At 58.2% G+C, this 23007-nt stretch carries 23 protein-coding genes and 1 tRNA gene; 14 read left to right on the forward strand and 10 right to left on the reverse strand.

What is annotated here, in order from left to right; all coding sequences use genetic code 11:
* The first annotated feature begins 7 nt into the window (after positions 1 to 7).
* From ABD815_RS08835 to trpB, 3 genes are all read left to right on the forward strand, one after another.
* Positions 8 to 355 carry a lipopolysaccharide assembly protein LapA domain-containing protein gene (locus ABD815_RS08835; RefSeq protein ID WP_344846419.1) on the forward strand — a complete coding sequence of 116 codons (348 nt, stop codon included), beginning with the start codon at positions 8 to 10 and terminating at the stop codon, positions 353 to 355.
* Positions 356 to 359: 4 nt separating this feature from the next.
* Positions 360 to 1001: a phosphoribosylanthranilate isomerase gene (locus tag ABD815_RS08840; protein WP_344846421.1), complete on the forward strand. Its 642-nt coding sequence runs from the start codon at positions 360 to 362 to the stop codon at positions 999 to 1001.
* A 113-nt stretch (positions 1002 to 1114) separates the two neighbouring features.
* Positions 1115 to 2368, forward strand: a complete 1254-nt coding sequence (gene trpB, locus ABD815_RS08845) for a tryptophan synthase subunit beta (RefSeq protein ID WP_344846423.1) — start codon at positions 1115 to 1117, stop codon at positions 2366 to 2368.
* Between the two features lie 46 nt (positions 2369 to 2414).
* Here the strand turns inward: trpB and pth are convergent, their stop codons facing one another.
* Both pth and ABD815_RS08855 read right to left on the reverse strand, forming a co-directional pair.
* Positions 2415 to 3098, reverse strand: a complete 684-nt coding sequence (pth, locus tag ABD815_RS08850; protein ID WP_344846425.1) for an aminoacyl-tRNA hydrolase — start codon at positions 3096 to 3098, stop codon at positions 2415 to 2417.
* 144 nt (positions 3099 to 3242) lie between these two features.
* Positions 3243 to 3884 carry a 50S ribosomal protein L25/general stress protein Ctc gene (locus tag ABD815_RS08855; RefSeq protein WP_344846427.1) on the reverse strand — a complete coding sequence of 214 codons (642 nt, stop codon included), beginning with the start codon at positions 3882 to 3884 and terminating at the stop codon, positions 3243 to 3245.
* A gap of 211 nt (positions 3885 to 4095) precedes the next feature.
* On the opposite strand from ABD815_RS08855, the gene ABD815_RS08860 reads away from it, so the two are divergent.
* Positions 4096 to 5265, forward strand: coding sequence for an MFS transporter (locus ABD815_RS08860; protein WP_344846429.1), 1170 nt, complete (start codon positions 4096 to 4098; stop codon positions 5263 to 5265).
* 53 nt (positions 5266 to 5318) lie between these two features.
* On the opposite strand, the gene ABD815_RS08865 is transcribed toward ABD815_RS08860, so the two are convergent.
* A complete protein-coding gene (locus tag ABD815_RS08865; protein WP_344846431.1) occupies positions 5319 to 6482 on the reverse strand; it encodes an alpha-hydroxy acid oxidase in 1164 nt (387 codons plus the stop codon).
* 143 nt (positions 6483 to 6625) lie between these two features.
* On the opposite strand from ABD815_RS08865, the gene ABD815_RS08870 reads away from it, so the two are divergent.
* Together ABD815_RS08870 and ABD815_RS08875 are read left to right on the forward strand one after the other, a co-directional pair.
* A complete protein-coding gene (locus ABD815_RS08870) occupies positions 6626 to 7399 on the forward strand; it encodes a ZIP family metal transporter (protein WP_344846433.1) in 774 nt (257 codons plus the stop codon).
* Positions 7400 to 7587: 188 nt separating this feature from the next.
* Entirely contained in the window at positions 7588 to 9828 is a 2241-nt protein-coding gene (locus ABD815_RS08875) for a glycoside hydrolase family 9 protein (RefSeq protein ID WP_344846435.1), read from the forward strand.
* A gap of 60 nt (positions 9829 to 9888) precedes the next feature.
* Here ABD815_RS08875 and ABD815_RS08880 read toward each other — a convergent pair whose 3' ends face one another.
* Complete coding sequence (locus ABD815_RS08880) at positions 9889 to 11136, reverse strand: saccharopine dehydrogenase family protein (protein WP_344846437.1); 1248 nt, start codon at positions 11134 to 11136, stop codon at positions 9889 to 9891.
* 42 nt (positions 11137 to 11178) lie between these two features.
* Positions 11179 to 12273 carry a carboxynorspermidine decarboxylase gene (locus tag ABD815_RS08885; RefSeq protein WP_344846439.1) on the reverse strand — a complete coding sequence of 365 codons (1095 nt, stop codon included), beginning with the start codon at positions 12271 to 12273 and terminating at the stop codon, positions 11179 to 11181.
* Between the two features lie 150 nt (positions 12274 to 12423).
* On the opposite strand from ABD815_RS08885, the gene ABD815_RS08890 reads away from it, so the two are divergent.
* Positions 12424 to 13317, forward strand: a complete 894-nt coding sequence (locus ABD815_RS08890) for an alpha/beta hydrolase fold domain-containing protein (protein ID WP_344846441.1) — start codon at positions 12424 to 12426, stop codon at positions 13315 to 13317.
* 12 nt (positions 13318 to 13329) lie between these two features.
* Here ABD815_RS08890 and trpA read toward each other — a convergent pair whose 3' ends face one another.
* Positions 13330 to 14121, reverse strand: a complete 792-nt coding sequence (gene trpA, locus ABD815_RS08895) for a tryptophan synthase subunit alpha (RefSeq protein ID WP_344846443.1) — start codon at positions 14119 to 14121, stop codon at positions 13330 to 13332.
* 60 nt (positions 14122 to 14181) lie between these two features.
* Positions 14182 to 14589, reverse strand: a complete 408-nt coding sequence (locus tag ABD815_RS08900) for a VOC family protein (protein WP_344846445.1) — start codon at positions 14587 to 14589, stop codon at positions 14182 to 14184.
* 123 nt (positions 14590 to 14712) lie between these two features.
* On the opposite strand from ABD815_RS08900, the gene ychF reads away from it, so the two are divergent.
* The 7 genes from ychF to ABD815_RS15110 all read left to right on the forward strand — a co-directional run bounded on the left by ychF (position 14713) and on the right by ABD815_RS15110 (position 19379).
* Complete coding sequence (gene ychF, locus ABD815_RS08905; RefSeq protein ID WP_344846447.1) at positions 14713 to 15810, forward strand: redox-regulated ATPase YchF; 1098 nt, start codon at positions 14713 to 14715, stop codon at positions 15808 to 15810.
* A 308-nt stretch (positions 15811 to 16118) separates the two neighbouring features.
* Positions 16119 to 16208: transfer RNA gene (locus ABD815_RS08910), tRNA-Ser, on the forward strand.
* 136 nt (positions 16209 to 16344) lie between these two features.
* Positions 16345 to 17541 (forward strand): tyrosine-type recombinase/integrase, encoded by a 1197-nt coding sequence (locus tag ABD815_RS08915; protein ID WP_344846449.1) that lies wholly within the window; start codon positions 16345 to 16347, stop codon positions 17539 to 17541.
* Complete coding sequence (locus ABD815_RS08920) at positions 17538 to 18161, forward strand: hypothetical protein (RefSeq protein WP_344846451.1); 624 nt, start codon at positions 17538 to 17540, stop codon at positions 18159 to 18161. The genes ABD815_RS08915 and ABD815_RS08920 overlap by 4 nt, the downstream gene beginning before the upstream one ends.
* Before the next feature lie 5 nt (positions 18162 to 18166).
* Entirely contained in the window at positions 18167 to 18682 is a 516-nt protein-coding gene (locus ABD815_RS08925) for a hypothetical protein (RefSeq protein WP_344846453.1), read from the forward strand.
* 108 nt (positions 18683 to 18790) lie between these two features.
* Positions 18791 to 19000, forward strand: coding sequence for a MerR family transcriptional regulator (locus ABD815_RS08930; RefSeq protein WP_344846455.1), 210 nt, complete (start codon positions 18791 to 18793; stop codon positions 18998 to 19000).
* Positions 19001 to 19157: 157 nt separating this feature from the next.
* Positions 19158 to 19379, forward strand: a complete 222-nt coding sequence (locus tag ABD815_RS15110) for a helix-turn-helix domain-containing protein (RefSeq protein ID WP_425549866.1) — start codon at positions 19158 to 19160, stop codon at positions 19377 to 19379.
* Positions 19380 to 20039: 660 nt separating this feature from the next.
* Here the strand turns inward: ABD815_RS15110 and ABD815_RS08935 are convergent.
* The 3 genes from ABD815_RS08935 to ABD815_RS08945 form a co-directional block, all read right to left on the reverse strand.
* Positions 20040 to 20333 (reverse strand): GNAT family N-acetyltransferase, encoded by a 294-nt coding sequence (locus tag ABD815_RS08935; RefSeq protein ID WP_344846456.1) that lies wholly within the window; start codon positions 20331 to 20333, stop codon positions 20040 to 20042.
* A 15-nt stretch (positions 20334 to 20348) separates the two neighbouring features.
* Positions 20349 to 21959: an FAD-dependent oxidoreductase gene (locus tag ABD815_RS08940; protein ID WP_344846458.1), complete on the reverse strand. Its 1611-nt coding sequence runs from the start codon at positions 21957 to 21959 to the stop codon at positions 20349 to 20351.
* 85 nt (positions 21960 to 22044) lie between these two features.
* The gene (locus ABD815_RS08945) at positions 22045 to 22956 is read right to left on the reverse strand and encodes a LysR family transcriptional regulator (protein ID WP_344846460.1); all 912 of its coding nucleotides are present in this window, start codon (positions 22954 to 22956) and stop codon (positions 22045 to 22047) included.
* Between the last annotated feature and the right edge of the window lie 51 nt (positions 22957 to 23007).

The raw sequence follows: 23007 nt of genomic DNA on the forward strand, positions 1-23007 counted from the left end.
CGCGCCGATGCGCACCATTCGCTATCTATTTCTCGCTGCACTTGCCGTAGTCCTCGTCACCGTTGCGCTCGCGAACCGCGAACCCGTCACGTTGGCCCTGCTGCCTTCCGAGCTTGGTCGGGTTGTCGGTGTCGACTTCTCTGTGAGCCTGCCCCTCTATGTCGTGATCTTTGGCGCGATCGTTGCGGGGCTTTTGATCGGCTTTTTCTGGGAATGGATGCGCGAGCACAAACATCGTGCAGCGGCCCGCGACAACCATCTCGCAAAGCAGCGTCTTTCCCGTGAAGTCAAACGCCTGAAAACCGACAAAGCCAAGTCTGAGGGCGACGAAGTGCTCGCACTTCTCGACAACTGATCCAATGGACACGCGCGTTAAAATCTGCGGGCTGAAAACGCCCGTCACGGTTGCGGCTGCCGTTGAGGCGGGGGCCCAATACGTCGGCTTCGTCTTTGTACCCAAGAGCCCCCGCTACGTCGACATTCCCACGGGGCGCGATCTGGCATTGGACGTTCCCGTGGGGGTGGCCAAGGTCGCATTGGTCATGAACGCCAGCGATGAAGAACTCGACCGGCTGACCGGCGAGGTCCCCCTCGACATGTTGCAATTGCACGGCGATGAAAGCCTCGAACGCGTGAGCGAAGTGCGCGCGCGCTATGGTCTGCCTGTCATGAAGGCTATTGGTGTTTCCGAGCCGCGCGACCTTCAGGTTCTTGATGCCTATGGGATGGTCGCGGATCAGCTTCTCGTCGATGCTAAAGCGCCAAAGGAGAATGGTTTGCCCGGCGGGAACGGGCTGCCGTTTGACTGGAGGCTTATCTCCAAACGCGGCTGGAATGCGCCGTGGATGCTCGCCGGTGGCCTGACAGCCGAAAACGTGGTGCAGGCGGTCCAGATGACCGGTACCAAGCAGGTGGACCTGTCCTCTGGCGTGGAATCCGCACCCGGCGTGAAGGACCCTGCGATGATACGCGCCTTTATGAAGGCGTTGCGCGCAGGCTAGGGCGATTTGCTCTTGCGGGTCTCACAGACGTAAATCACCGCGAAGTACCGGTAGGACACTTTACGGGCTTGGGTGCTTGGGCTAGGTCTTTCGCGACGCATGGGAGCCATCAAATGAACGATCTCTTCAATTCCTTCATGAACGGGCCTGACGAAAAGGGCCGCTTTGGAAACTATGGCGGGCGCTTCGTGTCGGAAACGCTCATGCCGCTCATTCTTTCGCTCGAGGAAGAATACAATCGCGCCAAAGATGACGCCGATTTCTGGGCGGAAATGGATGATCTGTGGAAGCATTATGTGGGCCGCCCCAGCCCGCTCTACTTTGCCTCCCGCATGACCGAAGAGCTCGGTGGCGCGAAGATTTACCTCAAGCGCGACGAGTTGAACCACACCGGTGCGCATAAAATCAACAACGTGCTGGGCCAGATCATTCTCGCGCGCCGCATGGGCAAAACGCGCATCATTGCGGAAACGGGCGCCGGTCAGCATGGCGTGGCGACCGCCACCGTCTGTGCCAAATTCGGGCTGAAATGCGTGGTCTACATGGGCGCCCATGATGTGGAGCGTCAGCGCCCCAACGTGTTCCGCATGCGCCTGCTCGGCGCCGAAGTTATCCCTGTCACATCCGGGCGTGGTACGCTCAAGGATGCGATGAACGACGCGCTTCGCGATTGGGTGACCAATGTGCGCGACACCTTCTACTGCATCGGCACCGTCGCAGGCCCGCACCCCTATCCGGCGATGGTCCGTGATTTCCAGTCGGTGATCGGCAAAGAAGTTCGCTGGCAGCTGGAGGAACATGAAGGCAAGGGGCGTCTGCCCGACACGCTGATCGCCGCGATTGGCGGGGGCTCGAACGCCATGGGTCTGTTCCATCCGTTCCTCGACGATAAAAGCGTGAATATCATCGGCGTCGAAGCCGGCGGTAAAGGCGTGAACGAAAAGATGGAGCACTGCGCCTCCCTTACCGGCGGGCGTCCCGGCGTGCTGCACGGTAACCGCACTTACCTGTTGCAGGACGATGACGGGCAGATCCTCGAAGGGTTTTCGATCTCTGCAGGGCTGGACTATCCCGGCATCGGGCCGGAGCATGCATGGCTCAACGATACCGGTCGCGCGAAATACGTCTCGATCACCGACAAAGAGGCGCTGGAGGCGTTCCAGTTCTCCTGTCGCACAGAGGGCATCATTCCCGCGTTGGAGCCATCCCACGCGCTCGCCCATGTCATGAAAATCGCGCCAACCCTGCCGAACGACCATATTCTCGTGATGAACATGTGTGGACGCGGCGACAAAGACATCTTCGCAGTCGCGCGTCACCTCGGGTTCGACATCGCGGGCGAAGAGGGCCGCGACAGCACCGATTAATTCGATTGGTCCTATGGGTGTGAGCGGGGCCTTTGCGGCCCCGTTTCTATGTCCTGAACTTGTCGCGGAGCTTTTCAAAGGCGCTGCGGGTGTCTTCGACGGCGGCTGGCGTTTGTTCCGCCTTTTTGGGAGTGGCCGGTTTGGTCCCCGTGGACGCGCGCGGTGGATTGACCCGCAAAGCAACCGCGTTTGAAAACTTGGCAGTGTCACCATCGGCGAGTGACGCAGCCCCGTCAGAACATCCACGGATAACGTCGTCCAACCAATCCGCATCGGATTTCGCGAAATCGGACAGGACGTATGGCGCAACGCGGTCTTTGTGGCCGGGGTGCCCGATGCCCATTCGGACGCGATCATAATCGACGCCGATGTGTTGATGGATTGAGCGCAACCCGTTGTGCCCCGCATGTCCGCCACCAGACTTGGTGCGCACCTTTCCCGGTGCGAGGTCCAATTCATCGTGGAACACCACGACGTCCGTTGGTTCGAGTTTGTAGAACCGCATGGCTTCGCCAACGGACTGGCCGGACAGGTTCATGAAGGTTTCCGGTTTGAGGAGGATGACTTTGTCGCGGCCCAGCCGCCCTTCGCAAACTTGCCCCTGAAACTTGGCACGCCATGGGGAAAACCCGTGATCCGATGCAATCCGGTCCACCGCCATATAGCCGATATTATGTCGGTTGCCCGCGTATTTTGCGCCCGGGTTTCCCAGGCCAACGAAGAGCCGCATCACGACCTCCCTGTTCCATGTCGCGCGCAGACTAGCAAAGGGTCGAACCGAGGGACAACGATTTGCGTAGACTTAATTGGGGCGCAAAGAAAAACGCGGGCCCCGAAGCGCCCGCGTTCATGATCAATTCGATGGAGAGAAGTATTACTCTTCAGCGCCCGCTTCTTCGGTTGCTTCGACTTCTGCTTCGTCTTCATCAGCAGCGCCGCCGCCGAGGCTGGCAGGAGCCGCGATATTCGCGATAACGAAATCACGCTCGATGACAGCTCTCGACCCCTTGGGCAGGGTCACGTCGGAGATGTGATACACATCGCCGATGTTGCCGTTGGATACGTCCAGAGTGATGTGGTCAGGAATCTCGCCTGCCGTCACCATCAGTTCGACTTCGGTACGTACGTGCGTAACAACGCCGCCCTTTTTCACGCCCGGTGCAACTTCTTCGCCCACGATTTCCACGGGGATAAAGAGGTTGATGCGCGAAGTACGGTGCAAACGCATGAAGTCAACGTGCGTGGGAAGGTCTTTGACCACGTCGCGTTGAACGCCGCGGCAGATCACGCGGACGTCGTCTTGACCTTCAACCTTCAGGTTGAAGAGCGTCGACAAAAAGCGGCCTGCTTTCAGGCGCTTAAGCAGCACGTTGAAAGGGATGTTGATCGGAAGCGGTTCTTTTTCGCCACCGTATACGATACCAGGAACCAGCCCGTCACGACGAGCCTGGCGAGCGGCGCCCTTGCCCGTCCCCGCGCGTTCCGTGGCAATAAGATCAGGAATTTCGCCTGCCATGTTGCAATCTCCAAAATTAGGGCGGGCCTCCTCCAAGGCTGTAGACCCGCATGAATTCCGCGCGTATAGGCGAGAATCCGGGTGAAGGGAACCCCTGTTTTCATTTCTGGAATGAGCCTTGCGAAAATGCGTATTGAGCCGAACACGGGTGACGCCTACCGTCGCTCAAAGCGACTTGAAAGCGCTCACAATTTCTCGGGAGGCCCGCTAAATGTCGATCCTGAAAGCCATTTCCGTCTCGCGCGCCCCGTTTTTTGCGCTCGGGGCAATTGGCGTTTATTGGGGCACCTTTGCTGCAATGGTTCCTGTCATCAAGCAACAGGCGGGGGCATCGGATGCCCAGTTTGGCCTCGCGCTCTTGGGGGCGTCGGTCGGGGGCATGGCGGCGATGTACCTCGCCCCCCGTATGGCGCAGGCGCTCGGGCGCTACATCCTACCCGTGTTGCTTTTACTGATGGTCGCGGCGATGCAGCTACCCGCGCTTGTCTCGTCCCCGTTGATGTTGTTCCCGATCCTTGCGGCGCTCGGGGTGACGATCTCCGGCCTCGATATCAATGCCAATATGCGTATCAGCCAACTCGAAGAACGCCATGGCATGCATCTGATGAACGTGAACCATGCGATGTTTTCCCTTTGCTTTGGTGCGGCTGCTTTGATTGTCGCGACCCTGCGACAAGCCGGGTGGTCGGTCGGTCAGGTATTTCCGATGATGGGGGGGATTGCATTCCTGCTCGGGGGGCTGGTGTGGGAAGGTAAAAGGTGGCGCGCGGTCGACCCCGAACCGGAAGGCACGGATGTGCCGCAGCACCTGCCATGGCTGTTCATCGCGTTGACTGGTGTGATGCTCTTTGTGTCCTTCGTTGGTGAGAACGCCACAGAGGCATGGTCGGCCTTGTTCATTGAACGCGAGTTGGGCGGCGAAGCGGGGGAGGGCGGCTTTGGCCCCTCGACGCTCGGGTTCGTGATGGCTGTGTTCCGGTTGCTCGGGCAGGTCACAACCGAAAAGCTCGGTGAGGAACGGGTGGTGTTCTGGTCGGGGGTTCTCGGCGTTATCGGCTCGCTCGTCATTGCGGGCGCGCAGTCCCAAGGCATTGTCCTCATCGGCATCGCCATCACGGCGGTGGGCATGGCTGTGATCGTGCCGACGGCCAATTCGCTCCTCGGCAAACTCGTTCACCGTCAGCAGCGCGCTCTCGCGATCTCACGTGCATGGCTCTTCGGGTTCACAGGCTACTTCATTGGGCCGTCGCTCATCGGCTTTGTCTCGCAGGCATATGGGCTACGGATCGCCTTTGTCTGCGTGGCAATAATGGTGTCGTTCATCATTCCGGCGGTTTTGATAATCAAGGCACGCCGTCATGCGGCCGCCGTGGCACGCTAACGGCTCACAGGTGACGCAAACGAAAAACGGCGCCCTTTGGGGCGCCGCTTCAGTCAGGCCCAGCGACCTGCGAAATCTTCGGGGACAAGAAGGATGTCACGATCAACCTCTTTGATGTCGCGGCGTCCACAGAGCGCCATCGAAACATCCAGCTCCTTGTGAATGACTTCCAGCGCCTTTGTAACGCCAGCTTCGCCCATTGCACCGAGCCCGTGAACAAAGGCGCGCCCGATGTAGGTGCCTTTCGCGCCCATAGCGACGGCTTTGAGCACATCCTGACCTGACCGGATACCGCTATCGAGATGGACCTCGACCTTATCACCAACGGCCTCGACGATTTGCTCCAGCATCCGGATTGAACTGAGCGCGCCATCGAGTTGGCGACCGCCATGGTTGGACACGACAATCGCGTCGGCCCCGATTTCTGCGGCGCGTTTGGCATCCTCCACGTCGAGGATCCCTTTCAGGATGACCTTTCCGTCCCACATCCTGCGCAGGGTCGCAATGCGGTCCCAGTCAAGGGCGGGATCAAAGGCCTCAGCCGTCCAGGAAGACAGCGATGACGGGTCAGTCACCCCCTTTGCGTGGCCGACAATATTGCCAAAAAAGCGCCGCTTCGTCCCGAGCATTTCAAGGCCCCATGCGACCTTGGTCACCATGTCGGCGATCGATTTCGGGGTGAGCTTGGGTGGCGCTGAGAGACCGTTTTTGAGGTCCTTGTGACGCTGCCCCATGATTTGCAGATCGACAGTTATGACAATCGCAGAACAGTTTGCATCTTTGGCCCGATCGAGCAGCCGGCGCATGAAGTCGTCGTCCTTCAAGGTGTAGACCTGAAACCAGAATGGTTTTTCCGTGTTTTCGGCAACGTCTTCAATCGAGCAGATCGACATGGTCGAAAGCGTAAAGGGTACACCGAATTTCTCGGCGGCGCGGGCGGCTTTGATTTCGCCATCGGCGCGCTGCATGCCCGTCAGGCCGACTGGGGCCAGCGCCACAGGCATCGCAACATCTTGCCCGATCATTTGCGTCGCGGTCGATCGCCCCTCCATGTTCACGGCAATTCGCTGACGCAGCCGGATTTTGTCAAAGTCGGTGACGTTTTCGCGAAACGTCTGCTCAGTCCACGAACCGCTTTCGCAATAGTCGTAGAACATCTTTGGGGTGCGCCGTTTGTGGAGCCGTTTGAGGTCGTAGATATTGGTAATCACGGGCATTTCGATCTCCGAGCGGGCATAATTGGTATGTTTTATAAACCAATTTGCACGAAAGGGGCCTATTGCCAAGTCAAAATGCAATTCCAGTTGCAAATCATTCTCAAGAAGCGTAGGCGTTGCCGGAACCATTTAGAGGGACTCCCATGGACGTGATCTGGCTCGGAATTTTGGCATCACTCGGCGCAGGCCTGATGACAGGCGTTGGCGCCATTCCTGTGCTTTTCGGCAAAGCGCTTTCAGTGCGCGCAAACGACACGCTTTTGGGGTTTGCTGCTGGGGTCATGATCTCGGCGAGCTACTTTTCCCTGATCGTTCCGGGTCTGGATGTGGCCGACGAACTCTATGGGGTCGTCTGGATTTCTGCGGCAATCGCTGCGGGCGGGATCGCATTGGGTGCACTGGCCGTCGCGTTTCTCAATGAGACTTTGCCTCATGAACATTTCATCGTCGGGCCCGAAGGTGCCGATCCGGGCGCATTGTCGAAAGTCTGGCTCTTCATTATCGCGATCACGATCCACAACTTTCCCGAAGGTATGGCCGTCGGGATCGGTTTCGGGGGCGGCAATATTGCGAATGGCCTCAGCCTAGCGACCGGCATTGGTCTGCAAAACGCGCCAGAAGGCCTCGCAGTGGCGGTTGCATTGCGTGGTCAGGGCTATTCAAAGTGGCGGTCGTTTACCTTGGCCCTTTTGACCGGATTGGTTGAACCTGTTGGCGGCGCATTGGGTGTTGGCCTTGTCCATATTTCCCAACATGTTTTGCCGTGGGGCCTCACCTTCGCAGCGGGTGCGATGCTCTACATCATTAGCCATGAAATTATCCCCGAGACCCATCGCAAAGGCTACCAGAACTATGCCACGGGGGGTCTTCTGACGGGGTTGATCCTGATGATGTTCCTCGATGTAACCCTCGGCTAATTTCCGCAAACACGACGCGGCGCGCATAAAACCACCATGCGCGCCGAGTGCTTTTTCTAAGGTTCACGTGCCAATTATCGGCAAGAAATCGCGAAATCCTAAAACGTTTTAGATTGTGGTGCCCAACGTAGGTGACAGGTCCTGTTTCCTTTGTAACAGTGCGAGTCATAGCGATTTGGGAGGATCACATGACACGCATTTCGATGAACGCATTGGCCTTGGCCGTCTTCGCCACCGCACCCGCGTTAGCCGCGGATCAGGTCACAAACGGCACCTTTGACGAAAACACAGACGGCTGGTTCTCGAGCGAGAACATCACCATGGAGTTGGTGGATGGCATGGTCTGTGCGGATGTGCCCGGTGGGACGGTAAATCCATGGGATGCCATCATTGGCCAAAACGGCGTGCCGCAGGAATTGGGCGAGGCCTACGAATTCCGCTTTGACGCTATGGGCACTGCGCCGGCCCCCATTCGCGCGCTCGTCGGCGAAGCGCAGGCGCCATGGACCGTTTTCTACTCTACTGTGCCGATTGCGACGCCTGAATTCTCCACCATCTCGAACACCTTTCCCGGAAGTGCAAATGATCCTGCCGCACAGGTCGCGTTTCAGGTCGGCGGGCATCCCGACCCATGGCGTTTCTGCCTCGATAATGTGGCCTTGCTGGGCGGCGCCGAGGTGCAGGCCTACCGTCCCGATACGGGTCCCGATATTCGCGTGAATATGGTGGGTTACCTTCCCGACGGCCCAAAACGCGCAACCGTTGTCACCAAGTCCACCACGCCAGGTGGGTGGACCCTTCGAAATAGCGAGGGAAAAGTGCAACTGCGTGGAAAGACCATTCCGCAGGGCGAGGATGCGTCCAGCGGATTAACGACACACCTCATCGATTTCTCGGAGTGGAGTGATGTGGGTGAGGGGATGATGATCGGATTTGATGGTCAACGTTCCCACGCATTTGACATCAGTGCAGATATTTACGCCGACCTCGCGCGGGACGCTTTGACCTATTTCTACCCCGTCCGGTCCGGCATTGCGATTGACGGCGCGATCGCGGGCGCGGCCTATGCCCGTCCGGCGGGCCACGTCGGCGTGGCACCCAATACCGGCGATACTGCTGTTCCCTGCCAGTCTCCCGAGAGTTCCCAAGCGGCTTATGGGACACCTTGGAGTTGCGACTATACGCTCGACGTGACCGGTGGCTGGTACGATGCGGGCGACCACGGCAAATATGTTGTGAACGGCGGAATTTCGGTGGCACAAATCATGGCGCTGCACGAACGCGCGCCGGACGCCTTCCCCGATGGGACCCTCCCGATTCCGGAAGCGTCAAATGGCGTCCCCGATATCCTCGATGAGGCGCGATGGCAGCTCGAGTTCATGTTGAACATGCAGGTGCCACAAGGGCTGCCGCTCGCGGGTATGGTCCACCACAAAATTCACGACGATGAATGGACCGGATTGCCGCTCATGCCGCATGAGGATGACAAACCGCGCTCGCTTCACCGCCCGTCTACTGCGGCGACGCTCAATCTTGTCGCATCCGCCGCTCAGGGCGCGCGGCTATGGAGGGCCTATGATCCTGAATTTGCGGATCGGTTGATGGAGGCCGCTCAAACAGGGTGGGACGCGGCCTTGGCGACCCCCGATCTGTTCGCAACACCGCAAGACGGCAATTCTGGCGGTGGTCCCTATGACGACACCGATGTATCGGACGAATTCTTTTGGGCGGCCGCCGAGATGTTCATCACCACGGGCGATGAAACGTGGCTGCAGGAAGCCCGTGCGCGGGTGCCGTCGGTCGAGAAACTATTCGGCCCTGCAGCCTTTGATTGGAAAAACGTAGGTGCTTTGCCGGTCCTTAATCTGCTTTCGCACGGCGAATTGCCCGGGGACTTCCGCGCGCAACTCGAGGCGGCAGTGATCGACGCATCCGACGCCTATGTTGAGGCGCAAGCGGGCGAGCACTTCGGCCAGATTTACGCGCCCAAGCAAGCTGACGGTTCATACAACTACGATTGGGGTTCCAACCACCTGCATCTGCAAAACGCCATTGTCGTGGCCAAGGCCTATGACCTGACGGGCGATAAACGATATCGCGACGCGGTTCTGGAGGCGATGGATTACATCTTCGGGCGCAATGCGCTCAATCTGTCCTACGTGACGGGCTATGGGGAGGTGTTCGCGAAGAACCAGCATTCGCGTTGGTTCGCCAATCAGATCAAACCCAGTTTGCCAAATCCGCCCAAAGGAAGCCTCGCAGGGGGCCCGAATTCCTCCATTCAGGATCCGGTTGCCCAAAGGGTGATCCCCGACTGCGTGGCGCAGTTCTGTTATCTGGATGAAATCGAAAGCTGGTCGACGAACGAGATTACCATCAACTGGAATGCTTCTTTGGCCCAGATTGCAGGTATTTTGCGGGACTACTGACCCACCCAGCGTCGGAAAATAAAAAGGCCCGCCAATCCGGCGGGCCTACTTTTTGGCGTCCTAGACTTCCGTCCAGGGCATATCTTTGCCACCCAATCCACCGATCTGAACACGGGTCGGCAGGCCAATCGCGTCGAGAATGGTGAAGAACGGTTTGGGGTCGAGCTCCTCGACATTGCGCATCGTTTTCGCGTCCCACTCTCCAGTGGCGACCAACATCGCAGCGGCAACAGGCGGCACGCCAGCGGTGTAGGAAATACCCTGACTGCCGACTTCCTCGTAGGCCTCTTTGTGGTCGGCCACGTTGTAGACGAAGTAGTCGACCGGCTTGCCGTCTTTGCGACCCGAAACCAGATCACCGATACAGGTTTTGCCGGTGTAATCAGGCGCGAGGCTCGACGGGTCGGGAAGGCAGGCTTTGACCAGTTTCAGGGGCACAACTTCCTGACCTTCGGCTGTCATAACCGGCTGCTCGGAGAGGAGGCCGATGTTTTTGAGCACCGTGAAGACGTTGATGTAGTGGTCGCCAAACCCCATCCAAAAGCGCACGTCTGCCTGCGGATAGTTCGTCGCCAGTGAATGCACTTCGTCATGGCCCGACATATAGGCCTGCGAGGGGCCGACAACCGGCAGGTCCCACGAACGGCCCACCTCGAACATGGTGTTCTCTTGCCACGCGCCGTTTTGCCAAGAATAGACAACGCCTGTGAACTCGCGGAAATTGATCTCCGGATCAAAGTTCGTGGCGAAGTATTTGCCGTGGCTGCCTGCATTGATGTCGACGATGTCGATGCTGGTGACCTCGTCCATCTGGTCGATGGCAAAACGGGCAAAGGCATTCACCACGCCCGGATCAAATCCCGCGCCGAGGATCGCGGTGATCCCTTTTTCGGCACAAAGTTCGCGCCGTTTCCATTCGTAATTTGCATACCATGGCGGAGTTTCACAGATTTTGTCGGGCTCTTCGTGGATCGCCGTGTCGATATAGGCCGACCCTGTCGCAATGCAGGCGTCGAGCACGTGCATGTTGACGAATGCTGTGCCCACATTGATGACGATTTGCGCGCCTGTGGAGCCAATCAGGGCCGCCACCGCGTCCGAGTCCGTGGCGTCGACTTCATGGGCCTCGAATACACCGTCCTCTTTCATCGCGGCCTTGTCGCGGACTGTGTCCAGGATCGCTTCGCATTTCGACACGGTGCGACTGGCGATATGGAGATCACCCAGAACATCGTTGTTTTGGGCGCATTTATGCGCGACGACCTGCGCGACGCCACCGGCGCCGATGATGAGAACATTGCGTTTCAAGGGTCCAAGACCTCCTTTGGTGGAAACAGGGCGAAAACGGCGCTACCCGAGCGCCGAAACGAAGTCGTCATAGCCGAACGCGCGCGCAACATTTACTGTTCCGTCCAGCTCGCGGATCGCGATGGACGGCATTTGCACGCCGTTGAACCAGTTCTTTTTGACCATCGTGTAACCGGCGGCATCCGCGATGGAGATACGATCGCCGATCTTGAGGTGATGATCAAACCGCGCGTCGCCAAAGATGTCGCCGGCAAGACAGGTTTTGCCAGCAATCTGGTATGTATGCGCCCCGTTTTGGGGCAGCTTTGCGGTTTCGCGATAGATCAACAGATCGAGCATATGCGCCTCGATCGAGCTGTCCACGATGGCGATTTTTTTGCCATTGTCGAGAATGTCGAGAACGGACACTTCGAGCGATGTCGAGTTGGTAATCGCCGCCTCGCCCGGTTCGAGGTAGACCTGCACACCCATCGCGTCGGAAAACGCGCGCAGCCGGTCGGCCAGTTTGTCGATCGGATAGTCGTCGGCCGAAAAATGGATGCCGCCGCCCAGACTGACCCATTCCATTCTTTTCAAAAACGAACCGAATTCGGCTTCGATCCGGCTCAATTGCTCTGAAAAGAGGTCAAAATTCCGGTTCTCGCAGTTGTAGTGGATCATCACGCCGGAAATGCGATCCGCCGCCGCTTCTAGCCGCGCGATATCCCACTCGCCGAGACGGGAGAAGGGCCGCGCTGGGTCCGCGAGGTCGAAACCGGATGTCGAGAACCGAGGATTGAGACGCAGACCGCGTGCGATCCCGGCGGACGCATCCGTGTACCGGTCGAGCTGCCCCAGCGAGTTGAAAATAATCTTGTCGGCACAGGCCACGGCTTCTTCGATCTCGTGATCAGCCCAGCCGACCGAGTAGCCATGGGTTTCTTTGCCGAACTTCTGCGCGCCGAGTTTCAACTCGAACAGGGAGGATGAGGTCGTGCCATCCATGTAGTCGCGCATGAAGTCGAAAACCGGCCAGGTTGAAAAGCATTTCAGAGCCAGCAGGGCCTTCGCGCCCGAACGGTCGCGCAAGTGCGCGACCTTTTCCATGTTCTGGCGCAGGCGCGATTTGTCGATGAGGTAGTAGGGTGTCTGGATCATCGGATTCCCCTGCGCGGATAAGGAATTGAAGGGGCCAGATAGGCCATCACACCTACTTTGCCAAGCAAAACCGCGCACTCGCTGTGTGCCGATTGGGCTTGCTCCCGTGCAATGACCGGTCGAAACTCGGATAAATGCAGGGAGAGAGACATGACCAAATTGCCTGATCCGGCCCTAACGTCGGTCGCTGAACGGTTTTCGGCAAAGACCTTCATTGAGGACTCGAAAGAGCGCATGCCCGATATCCGAAAGGCGGCCACCGAGGCGCGCCGTGGTTTGCTCGGACGGCATGCGGACATCGTCACGGTGACAGAGTTGGATGACCGGCGGTTGTTCATGCCGGATGCGAATAGCAACCCCTCTACCGTGGTTATCTATGTGCATGGCGGTGGTTGGGTGAATTGCGACACCTTTACCCATGGCGCTGTGATGGTCGATCTTGCACATCTGACGGGCTGTGAGATCATTGGGCCTGAATACCCTCTGGCCCCCGAAGACCCCTATCCAGCGGGTCTCGATCACATTGTGGCGTTGGTCGAAGACGTGGCGGCTGCGCGTAAAGGCGCACGGATCGTCCTCGGCGGTGATAGTGCGGGCGCAAATCTGAGTGTCGGTGCTGCGGCCAAGCTGCGCGATGCAGGCAAGGACGACCTGATCTCCGACCTCCTCCTATGGTATGGCTGTTTTCGAAAGGCTTTCGATACGCGCAGTCATCGGGCGTACGGCGGCGACGAATATGGCCTCACCACGGAGGCGATGCAGCGGTGCTGGGACTGGTATCTTGACGGGGCGGATGCGCCCTATGGCGACCTATCCGGCATCGACGTCACGGGATTGCCACCGGCGTGGTTTTGCGAGGCCGAGTTGGACTGCCTCGCTGATGACAGTCGCTGGTTGGCCGCGCTATACGCCGATGCGGGGATCGATCATGCCTATGATTTCTTCGCGGACGTCAACCACGGCTTCAATCACTTCGGCCAGTTCTACGAACCGTCATATCGCTCATTGGCTTCGGCGGCCCATTTCCTGAACCGCCCCGCCTGAGTTTCGCCTCGGTTAGGCGCGATGCGCACCATCGGCGAGTGATTTTACGAAGGCTGCGACCTGTTCTACCGATTTGCCCTGAGCAATCTCGTTGACGATGGCGGAGCCCACGACGGTTCCGTCCGCGATCGCCGCGATTTCTTGGGCCTTTTCGGGGGTCTTCACGCCAAAACCGACGATTACGGGCAAATCGGTCTGTGATTTGATCCGCGTAACTTCGGGCGCCACGTTTGCACCAGAGGCTTCTGCAGCACCTGTAATGCCGGTGATGGAAACATAGTAAACAAATCCCGATGTGTTCTGAAGAACCTTGGGAAGACGAACATCATCCGTTGTCGGTGTTGCAAGACGGATGAAATTCAGACCGGCCGCCTGAGCGGGGATGCAGAGTTCATCGTCCTCTTCGGGGGGAAGGTCGACGACGATGAGCCCATCGATACCTGCTTCCTTCGCGTCTACGAGGAACTGGTCCACGCCGTGAGAATAGATCGGGTTGTAATAGCCCATTAGCACCAGCGGGGTGGTGTCGTCTGTTTCACGAAACGCCCGTGCGACGTTCAGTGTCTTTTTGAGGGTCATACCCGCATCTAGCGCCCTTTGACCGGCCAGCTGGATCGTCGGCCCATCTGCCATAGGATCGGTGAAGGGCAGCCCCAATTCAATGATATCCACGCCCGCTGCAGGCAGCGCCTTGACGATTTCCAGTGACGTTTCTTCGTCCGGATCGCCCGCCATCACATAGGCAACAAAGGCCTTCTTTCCAGCGGCTTTCAAGTCGGCGAATTTTGCGTCAATACGGGTCATGTTTGGCACTCCGGTTGGCTTGCCACCGAAGTGCCGCAAATGGGCGCGAAGGGCAAGGGGTCAGGCGGGACTTGCCCCTACCATAACCATCCAATGCGTCCCGAAACGGTCTTTGCCCATCCCGAAACCGGCTGCGAAGAATGACGGACCATAGGCCTGGATGAGGGCGCCACCCTCCATGAGCGCGCCAAAGGTTTTCTCCGACGTGTCCGGATCGTCAATCGTCAGAGATATCGTGACCGCCTTTTGCGGGTCGCCCTCTTCTCCCGGTGGGAAATCTGATCCACCAAAATCGCCGAGGGGACTATTTAACCACGCATGCATCACAAGATCGCTTTTGGCCAAGTCATCCGGCGCATCCGGCATCTGGTCATAGCCCATTAATTCGAGCTTTCCGCCTAGGATGCTCTGATAGGCTTCCATCGCTTCGCGGCAATTTCCTTGGAAATGGATATAGGGATGTATCATGGCCGTGCTCCTGCAAACTACACTCACATTACCATTTGACCGCGAGTTTGGACAGACGTCCCCGTGCTTGCGCCGAGTTGCGCCCTTGGCTATGGAGGCGCAACACCAGTAAAGGACTGCGCTATGGGTTTCAAAATGGGCATCGTCGGGCTGCCGAACGTGGGCAAATCCACGCTCTTTAACGCTCTCACGAAAACAGCCGCTGCACAGGCGGCGAATTTTCCCTTCTGCACCATTGAGCCGAACGTCGGCGAAGTTGCGGTCCCTGATGAACGCCTCGATAAACTGGCGGCGATCGCGGGATCCAAACAGATCATTCCGACACGCATGACGTTCGTCGATATCGCAGGCCTCGTCAAAGGCGCCTCGAAGGGCGAAGGTCTGGGCAACCAGTTTTTGGCCAACATCCGCGAATGCGACGCCATTGCCCATGTTGTGCGCTGTTTCGAGGACGGGGATGTGACCCATGTCGAGGGCCGCGTTGATCCGGTTGACGATGCGCAGGTCATCGAAACCGAGTTGATGCTGGCCGATCTGGAAAGTATCGAAAAGCGCCGCGCCAACCTCGTGCGCAAACTGAAAGGCGGCGACAAAGAATCCGCGCAGCAAGAACGCCTTCTCGTCGCGGCTCAGGCCGCGCTCGAGGCGGACAAACCCGCGCGCACTGTGCAGGTTGATGCCGAGGACGCCAAAGCGTGGCGGATGCTACAGCTCCTCACCCAGAAGCCGATCCTTTACGTCTGCAACGTCGAGGAAGAAAACGCCGCGAACGGCAACGCCCATTCGCAAGCTGTCGCAAAGATGGCTGCCGAACAGGGTGCCGGCGCAGTCGTGATTTCCGCAAAGATCGAAGAAGAGATTTCGCAGCTCGATGCAGAAGAAGCGGAAATGTTCCTGTCCGAAATGGGCCTCGATGAGGCCGGTCTGGATCGCCTCATCCGCGCGGGATACGAGTTGCTTCACCTTGAAACCTATTTCACGGTCGGTCCCAAAGAGGCCCGCGCATGGACGATCAAACATGGAACCGCTGCGCCGCAGGCGGCGGGTGTCATCCATGGTGACTTCGAAAAGGGCTTCATCCGCGCCGAAACGATCGCCTATGACGACTTCGTTTTTTTGGGCGGCGAGCAGCCTGCAAAAGAAGCCGGCAAAATGCGCTCCGAAGGCAAAAGCTACGTTGTTCAGGACGGCGACGTGTTGCACTTCCTGTTCAACACCTGAGCGAACGACGCATTACCGCCACAGGACCTTGTTCAGCCTGGCACGTAGTCCGTTTTGCGACGGCTCAAAGAGGCAATCCAAAACGAAGGTAATCGGATTAATTTCGGTCATCGGGCTACTCCGTGAACATGGAACCTCACTCCTGCGGGGTAGGGGAGTAACATCTCGGTTTCATGACATTGCAGCGAAGCTTGTGTTTCATCGACCCCAAGCAGCGCCGACCATTGCCCTGAGTATGAAATCCACTGACCAAAAATTTCCGCATTTCCACCTTGTCACGCTCGCGCCTGCCCACTAAACGGGTCGGCGGAGACGTGGCCGAGTGGTCGAAGGCGCTCCCCTGCTAAGGGAGTAGGCCCGGAAGGGTCTCGAGGGTTCGAATCCCTTCGTCTCCGCCACCATACAATTTTGGTCGGTTTGAATGGGTCGCCTTTGGCGGCCTTTTTCATTTTATTTCTTAGGTTTGCGGCAAGTGCGGGTTTGGTTGGATTTTGCCCGATGTTTCCGGTCTGCGTTCGGTTGCTGGTATGAAACATGGCGGCGCTGAGCGGGAAGCTAACAAAGAAGCTCGTCGAGAAACTGGGGCCGGGTCGCCATGGTGACGGGGATAGGCTCTACCTAGTGGCGGACCCTTCTGGCGCGCGGCGCTGGATCGTGCGGGTCACGGTTAAGGGTCAGATGAACCGCAAGGGTGCGCCACTTCGCACCGACTTCGGTCTGGGTGGTGCGGACACGGTCACGCTCAATCAGGCGCGCGAGCGGGCGCTGGAATATCGCCGTATGGCCAAGCAGGGGCTGAACCCGCGCTTCAACACGGCCCGCGAAATCCCGACCTTTGAAGAGATCTCCCAGCAAGTGCATATCGACCGCATGCCGACGTGGAAGAATGCCAAGCTTGGCCAGCAGTGGATCAACACGCTGCGCGATTATGCCTTCCCGAAGATCGGGCGGATGCCGGTCGATAGCATCGGCCAGCCCGAAGTGCTTATGTGCCTCGCGCCGATCTGGACCTCCAAACACGAAACCGCCCGGCGGCTCGCGCAGAGGATCAAGACCGTGCTCGACGTGGCCCGCTCGCGTGGATTCCGAGACGGGGAAAACCCTGTCACGGCCACCCGCGACGGCGGCGTTCTGCCAAAAGTTGCCAAGAAACCGCGCCACCATACCGCGATGGTATGGCGCGATGTGCCGGAATTTTACGCGCGTCTGGGAGAGCAAAGTGGCATGGCGGCGAAAGCGCTCATGTTCACTTGCCTGAGTGGCGCGCGGACGGGCGAGGTGCTCGGCATGCGGTGGGACGAGATTGACGGTGAGGCGCGGCTGTGGACTTGCCCCGCGGCGCGCATGAAAATGGGAGAAGACCACCGCGTGCCGCTGACGGAGGCGATGCGGGCCCTGATCGAGCCCTTGCGAGATCTGCGCTCCGAGGTGGTGTTTGAGGGGCAGAAACGGCACAAGCCGCTGTCGAACATGGCGATGCTGATGCTGCTGCGCCGGATGGGTGTCGAGGATGCGACGGTGCACGGCTTTCGATCGACTTTCCGGGACTGGGCCGGCGAAGTGGCAAATGCGCCGCGCGAGGTAGCGGAGATGAGCCTCGCGCATAAAGTCGGCTCGGACGTGGAGCGGGCCTATGCGCGCTCGGATCTGCTCGAGCGGCGGCGGGAGTTGATGGAGCAGTGGTCGGCCTTTGTGACGGGCGGCATCTTGGACACGGGGGTAGGAACATGACGGGCGCGTCAGACGAACCAAAGCTTTGGCAGGGCGAGCTATATAGCGTTGTGAAAGAAGAATTATTAAGCCTTGTGACAACGTCTCTGAGTGACAAAGAGGCCCGCCGACACACGTTGGCCGCGCTCGTGCCCACGCGCACCTATGGGGACGGAACGGATACCTATGAGGACTTCATTCGGCCCGAGCATGCCGCAACGTCGGAGCAGGCGGCGGCTGCGAAAGAGCTCTATTGGTTGCGGGTTTCTTTGGGCGAGATCACAAGTGAACGCCCGACTGATGAGACGACCTTTTTTGCTGATGCAGAGGGCGCTGCTCGCGCGTATCTGAGGGAGCAAGGCATCGACTTCATGGACGAACAGACAACCATCGTCTTTTGGTCGCCACGGCGGCAGCGATACGTCACCATCGATCTCGATTTCTACCAAAACCTGCTGATGAGGGCGCGGCGCGAGATCGGCTTCATATTCGGAAGGATGCTACGTTTTGAGCCGGGCTATACCGGTGATGGCTTGCCCCCCGCCTATCATCCCGTGGTCACAGCGGCCCAGAGGGCGCGGGCCGAAGCATGGCTGAACAAGTATCCCTGGCGCAATGGGACCTATAGTCTGGGGGGCTGATCAGTTTGGGGCAGGTCGAGCCGTCGACCCCGCTTTGGCATGCCATCAATGTTGTCCTAGGCTATGATTGGTTCACGTACGTGCGCCAGCGCGCGGGGCGCAATGCGGCGCACGGGGCGCTGATCCCAGATGAGGCGGATCGGTTATTGAAAGAGGCCTCTGAAATCAGCTTCATGGCGGGTATGAGCGCCGCCGCCTTTGACCGCAAGCCGTTGGAATATGAGGTGGTCGCGATGAAGGAGGCCAAACGCAAGCGCGGCGCTGCCTCAGGCCAAGCCTCCAATAACAAGCGTGCAGCGCGCGTGGCGGCTTTCTGGTCCGAGATTGAGGCCTTGGCGGATCTGTTCCCGAAAATGACCGAAGAGCGTATCGTGGCTCAGGCCTTTGAGAACGCTGTCGCGAATGACCCCGATCTTTGGCGGCAGGGTAAGGGCCAGATGGAGGCCTATTTGTCCGACGACATCCGTTCCACGGAGCCCTACAAATCGCAGTACTACGCACTGTTCCAGAAAACCCCTTAAGCGGTTTTGGGAAATCTGCGAGCCGCTCGAGGCATCGGATAACTCTGTTCCCAACCCAAAAGATCTGAAGATAATTGGAAGCCTGAGTTCGAAACTTGAGGCAATCCAATGAACAATCTTTTTGATGAAGCGCGGGCCTATTTGCCCGAAGATCCGGAAATCCTGGCGCTTTTGGGAAGCAAAGCCCGCCAGGCACAGTTGCGTCACCATGGTCGGTCTCCGGCCTACTTCCGGTTGGGGCGCAAGATCGTCTACCACGGCGCGGATCTGAACGCCTGGGCCAATGCGCGGCGGGTGTCGCCTCGTTCGGAGGGCTAGGCGCATGGCAAAGCGTGACAAGCGCGGAAATGCCGCGAGCTTTATCAAACTCGATACTTGGATTTTTGGACGACCCGCCTACCGGCGTCTTGGGCTCGGGGCGCGAGGTCTGCACTGGGAGCTGATCCGCGTTTAAAACGGCCACAACAACGGGCGGCTGTTCCTCTCACAACGCTTGGCCGCCGAGAGGCTAGGATGCTCGCGCAATACTGTCAGCCGCTACTATCGCGAGCTCGAAGAGGCGGGCTTCGTGGTCAAAACGCGGGGCGCCTGCCTAGGGCCTAAAGGTGTGGGCCAGGCGGCGCATTGGGCCCTGACGCATCTCGGTGTCGACGGAAGACCGGCAACACTGGAGTTCAAAAACAAAACCCCGGCATGATTTTGGGGCATGACATGGCACGGATTTGGGGCAGGCCGGCGCAATAATCGAGCCGAGGGGGAACCCGAAAGCCCGAAAACTGCGCCATAGAACCAGCCCCCGCCACTGCGCAAAAAATGCGCCATATATACATCCTACCATACCAGCGAAATCACAGCGCGCCGCCTAAGCGCGAAGGGCAGGGGGGGGTATCTCAAAATTCTAGCGACCTGCCTATCGGCCGGAGGGGGGACCATCATTTTTGTGCGGTCGCAATTGAGGAAAAAAGCCCAGGGTTGTTTGGTGGAGGATGCGCGGGATGGGCGGAATGTGGTCGTTCGCTGCGGGTGAAAGCAAATCTGGACGGGTCGTCAAAAGCGGGCGTTGATAGGCACGATTCAGCTTTCGTCATATACAGATGGAGGGTCCGTTAGGTGAGACCCCAAACTGAGACGTCGCTTTCCGCGCGCTGAGCGCTGGCAGCGCGGAACATGCAGCCGTGGCGTTGCCTGCAACTTCGTTGCACTGCGATAGGGCTCCGGCATATGCGCGAACTGCGGCGAAAGCCATGCGCACAAGGCTCAAAATGCGGATCAGGCATTGGCAATAGGACTGGCTGGAATTTCTGCAATCTCACAGTCGCAATCGCGCATGAAATTGGTCGCGCCAAAGCTCGTCAGCCTAATTCAGCACATCAGACCAATCAGGATGCTTCCTGAACTGTGACGCGGCGAACGGGCAAAGCGGCACGATTTTTTTGCTCTGTTCGCGCATATCGGCGACGATACGTTCGATCAGAACCGCGCCATAGCCCTGACCTCGCAAAGCATCGGGCATATCAGTGTGATCTATAATTATGATTTTGTCGCCGGTCTTGGAAAACGTTGTCTCGGCGTCTCCGGCGCTGGTGCGGATGACATAGCGCCCGCCGGTCTCGCCGTCTTCAAAATCCACCTGCATTTGGGTCTCTGGCATAATGTGAATCCTACTCTATTGGTTTAAGTGGTTCCAAACGGCGCTCATCACGACCGACCCTTCGCCCACCGAGGACGCAACGCGCTTGACCGAACCGGCACGCACATCGCCCACCGCAAAAATTCCGTGGGTCGAGGTTTCGAACGGCGAGCGGCCCCCATGTCCGGGTCCGGTCAGCACAAAACCTTTGTCGTCCAAAGCGGCATGGCCCGCCAACCAGTCGGTGTTTGGCGCGGCTCCCGCCATAATGAAAACCGCCTTGCATTCATAGCGATGCAGCGTGCCTTCGGATTTGTTTTTTACGGTTACGGCGGACAGCCTGCTGTCGCCATGCAATTCGGCAATCTCGGTTTGATAATGGATAGTTATCCTTGGATCGGCCTCAAGGCGCGACGACAGATAATTCGACATCGACGCAGCCAGACTACCAGAACGCACCAGCAGATGCACGTGAGCCGCCGCGCGGCTTAGGAACATGGCCGCTTGCCCCGCCGAATTGCCTCCACCCACAACGACGGCCTCGGAATTGCGACAGAACCGAGATTCCATCTCGGTCGCCGCATAATAAACACCCGCGCCCTCGAATTCTTCCAGCCGTGGGATGGGCAGCTTGCGATACTGAACGCCCGTGGCCACGACGATAGAGCGCGCGCACAATTCGCGCCCATTTGAACAGGTTGCATAAAAACGGTCATCGCGGCAGGCCAGCGCCTCGATCCGCAAGGGCATGGCGAAGCGGGTACCGAATTTCATCGCCTGCACCTCGCCACGCCACACCAGATCACCGCCGGAGATACCCGTAGGAAAGCCCATGTAATTCTCGATCCGGCTAGAGGTGCCCGCTTGCCCCCCGATTGCGATATCTTCGGCAACCACGGCGGACAATCCTTCGGCCCCCGCATAAACTCCGGCGGCTACGCCCGCAGGGCCGCCGCCGACAATCAAAACATCCACGACCTCGTCGTTCGCGATTAACAGTTCAAGCCCCAAGATGCGGGCGAGTTTTTCCGGGGTTGGATCGTCAATGACCTGCCCGCCGAAAATGACCGCTGGTCCGCATCCTTTCAAATCGCAGCTTGCGCGTTCCGAGTCCGCCTCGGCACTTTCAAGGTCAATTAACTGCGCGGCGATCCGGTTACGCTGCGCGAAGATGGCGACCTTCTGGATGTTCTTATCAACATCCGCGCCGATCAGTTTAAGTTCGGTTTGCTCAAGTTCGACGTTGCCGCGCCGTCTGGCAGCAAAGACTGTCAGAATGATATCGCTCATTTCGGGGATGCGAGACATTAGCTTGATCAAGTCTGTGTTCCTTACGACGATCACAGTTGAGGCGGCACACGCCCGCATTTGCATCATCGATGCGGCACCTGAGAGCGTCCCGATTTCCCCCGTAAATTGCGACGGCCCCATCGTTGCCGAAATAGTGCGCTGCTGCGTGACCGGATGCACGACCTCTATCTCGCCACTTTCGATATAAAGCAGTTCATCCAACGGATCTCCTGGGCGGATGATCGTCTCGCCCGCCGCATAGGTTCGCGACGTGCCAACCTTGCGCAATGCTTCTACATGGTCCGCCTGTAAAGGAGTCCGCTGCATCTGGCTGAGATCGTTGGCAAAGCTTTCCATGCTCGGCGTCCTTCTTACTGAGTGTTGGCGGGTTCGGGCGCGTCGTATGTACTTTAATTAGGATAACCGCACTATTGGTGAGCCCTCAAGGTACCCCATGCCACGGCTTTTTACGGCCGATTTGCTCAATCAGGAAATCCATAAAAACGCGCACCTTGGCAGAGACCACGTTGCTCTTGGGGTAAATCAACCAGAGCGCGGGCGTGTCGGCCAGTTCATAGTCATCCAAGACCCGAATGAGGGATCCGTCCGACAATTCTTTATGGACAGACCAGAGGGAATTGATCGAAATCCCCATCCCTTCTACGGTCAATTTCTTTTGTGTCATGCCATCATTCAAAAGTAATCGATGGGCTGCGCGTTTGGGGTCATACACAGCTGAGGTCCCATCAGTTGAGACAAGGTCGCGTTGTTCCAAATTGCGGAAAGCAATCAATCGGTGTGTTTGCAGATCGTCAGGTGTCTTGGGGGTCCCGTGTCGGTCCAGATATTCCGGAGAAGCGCATAAAATGCGCTGGTCGTCGGCAAGCTTGCGCGCTGTCAGTGTGCTGTCTTCCAGGACGGAGTTACGCAGGGCAAGGTCATAACTGCCCTCAATCAGGTCGAACTGCGTGTCGGAGAGGTGCAGGTCCAGCGTGAGGTCGGGGTAGAGGTCAATGAACTTTGGCAATTGCGGCGCGATATAAAGCTGTGCGAACGAACTGGGGGCGGCGAAGCGCAAGGTGCCACTGATTTGTGTGCGCCCTTTTCCAAGCGCCGCCAATGCTGCTTCCTCCTGCGCAATCATCTCGCGGGCGTAGGGCAAGAAATCCTGCCCTTCTATCGATAGCGACACTTTGCGCGTTGAGCGGTGCAAAAGTTCCGCACCAACAAAATGCTCTAACTTCGCAATGCGCGTACTCGCCACAGCAGGCGCCATGCCCAGCGCGCGCCCCGCCGCACTGATATTTAGCTTTTCACAAGCAAGTACAAAAAGGCGCAGACTTTGGGTGTCCAAATTATATCCTTTTTCGAAATACTGAAATCAATTTTGTCAAGTTTTTATATT

The sequence above is a fragment of the Celeribacter arenosi genome, assembly GCF_039539485.1.
Taxonomy (GTDB): Bacteria; Pseudomonadota; Alphaproteobacteria; order Rhodobacterales; family Rhodobacteraceae; genus Celeribacter; species Celeribacter arenosi.

Bases quoted from the DNA above. Each gene is read 5' to 3' on its own strand.
- trpA (WP_344846443.1), bottom strand. From the start codon at position 14,121: ATGACCCGTATTGACGCAAAATTCGCCGACTTGAAAGCCGCTGGAAAG.
- ABD815_RS08885 (WP_344846439.1), bottom strand. From the start codon at position 12,273: ATGATCCAGACACCCTACTACCTCATCGACAAATCGCGCCTGCGCCAG.
- ABD815_RS08840 (WP_344846421.1), top strand. From the start codon at position 360: ATGGACACGCGCGTTAAAATCTGCGGGCTGAAAACGCCCGTCACGGTT.
- ABD815_RS08940 (WP_344846458.1), bottom strand. From the start codon at position 21,959: ATGGAAAGCTTTGCCAACGATCTCAGCCAGATGCAGCGGACTCCTTTA.
- ABD815_RS08875 (WP_344846435.1), top strand. From the start codon at position 7,588: ATGACACGCATTTCGATGAACGCATTGGCCTTGGCCGTCTTCGCCACC.
- ABD815_RS08900 (WP_344846445.1), bottom strand. From the start codon at position 14,589: ATGATACATCCCTATATCCATTTCCAAGGAAATTGCCGCGAAGCGATG.
- ABD815_RS08865 (WP_344846431.1), bottom strand. From the start codon at position 6,482: ATGCCCGTGATTACCAATATCTACGACCTCAAACGGCTCCACAAACGG.
- ychF (WP_344846447.1), top strand. From the start codon at position 14,713: ATGGGTTTCAAAATGGGCATCGTCGGGCTGCCGAACGTGGGCAAATCC.
- ABD815_RS08930 (WP_344846455.1), top strand. From the start codon at position 18,791: ATGAACAATCTTTTTGATGAAGCGCGGGCCTATTTGCCCGAAGATCCG.
- trpB (WP_344846423.1), top strand. From the start codon at position 1,115: ATGAACGATCTCTTCAATTCCTTCATGAACGGGCCTGACGAAAAGGGC.
- pth (WP_344846425.1), bottom strand. From the start codon at position 3,098: ATGCGGCTCTTCGTTGGCCTGGGAAACCCGGGCGCAAAATACGCGGGC.
- ABD815_RS08935 (WP_344846456.1), bottom strand. From the start codon at position 20,333: ATGCCAGAGACCCAAATGCAGGTGGATTTTGAAGACGGCGAGACCGGC.
- ABD815_RS08860 (WP_344846429.1), top strand. From the start codon at position 4,096: ATGTCGATCCTGAAAGCCATTTCCGTCTCGCGCGCCCCGTTTTTTGCG.
- ABD815_RS08835 (WP_344846419.1), top strand. From the start codon at position 8: ATGCGCACCATTCGCTATCTATTTCTCGCTGCACTTGCCGTAGTCCTC.
- ABD815_RS08920 (WP_344846451.1), top strand. From the start codon at position 17,538: ATGACGGGCGCGTCAGACGAACCAAAGCTTTGGCAGGGCGAGCTATAT.
- ABD815_RS08915 (WP_344846449.1), top strand. From the start codon at position 16,345: ATGGCGGCGCTGAGCGGGAAGCTAACAAAGAAGCTCGTCGAGAAACTG.
- ABD815_RS08855 (WP_344846427.1), bottom strand. From the start codon at position 3,884: ATGGCAGGCGAAATTCCTGATCTTATTGCCACGGAACGCGCGGGGACG.
- ABD815_RS08890 (WP_344846441.1), top strand. From the start codon at position 12,424: ATGACCAAATTGCCTGATCCGGCCCTAACGTCGGTCGCTGAACGGTTT.
- ABD815_RS08870 (WP_344846433.1), top strand. From the start codon at position 6,626: ATGGACGTGATCTGGCTCGGAATTTTGGCATCACTCGGCGCAGGCCTG.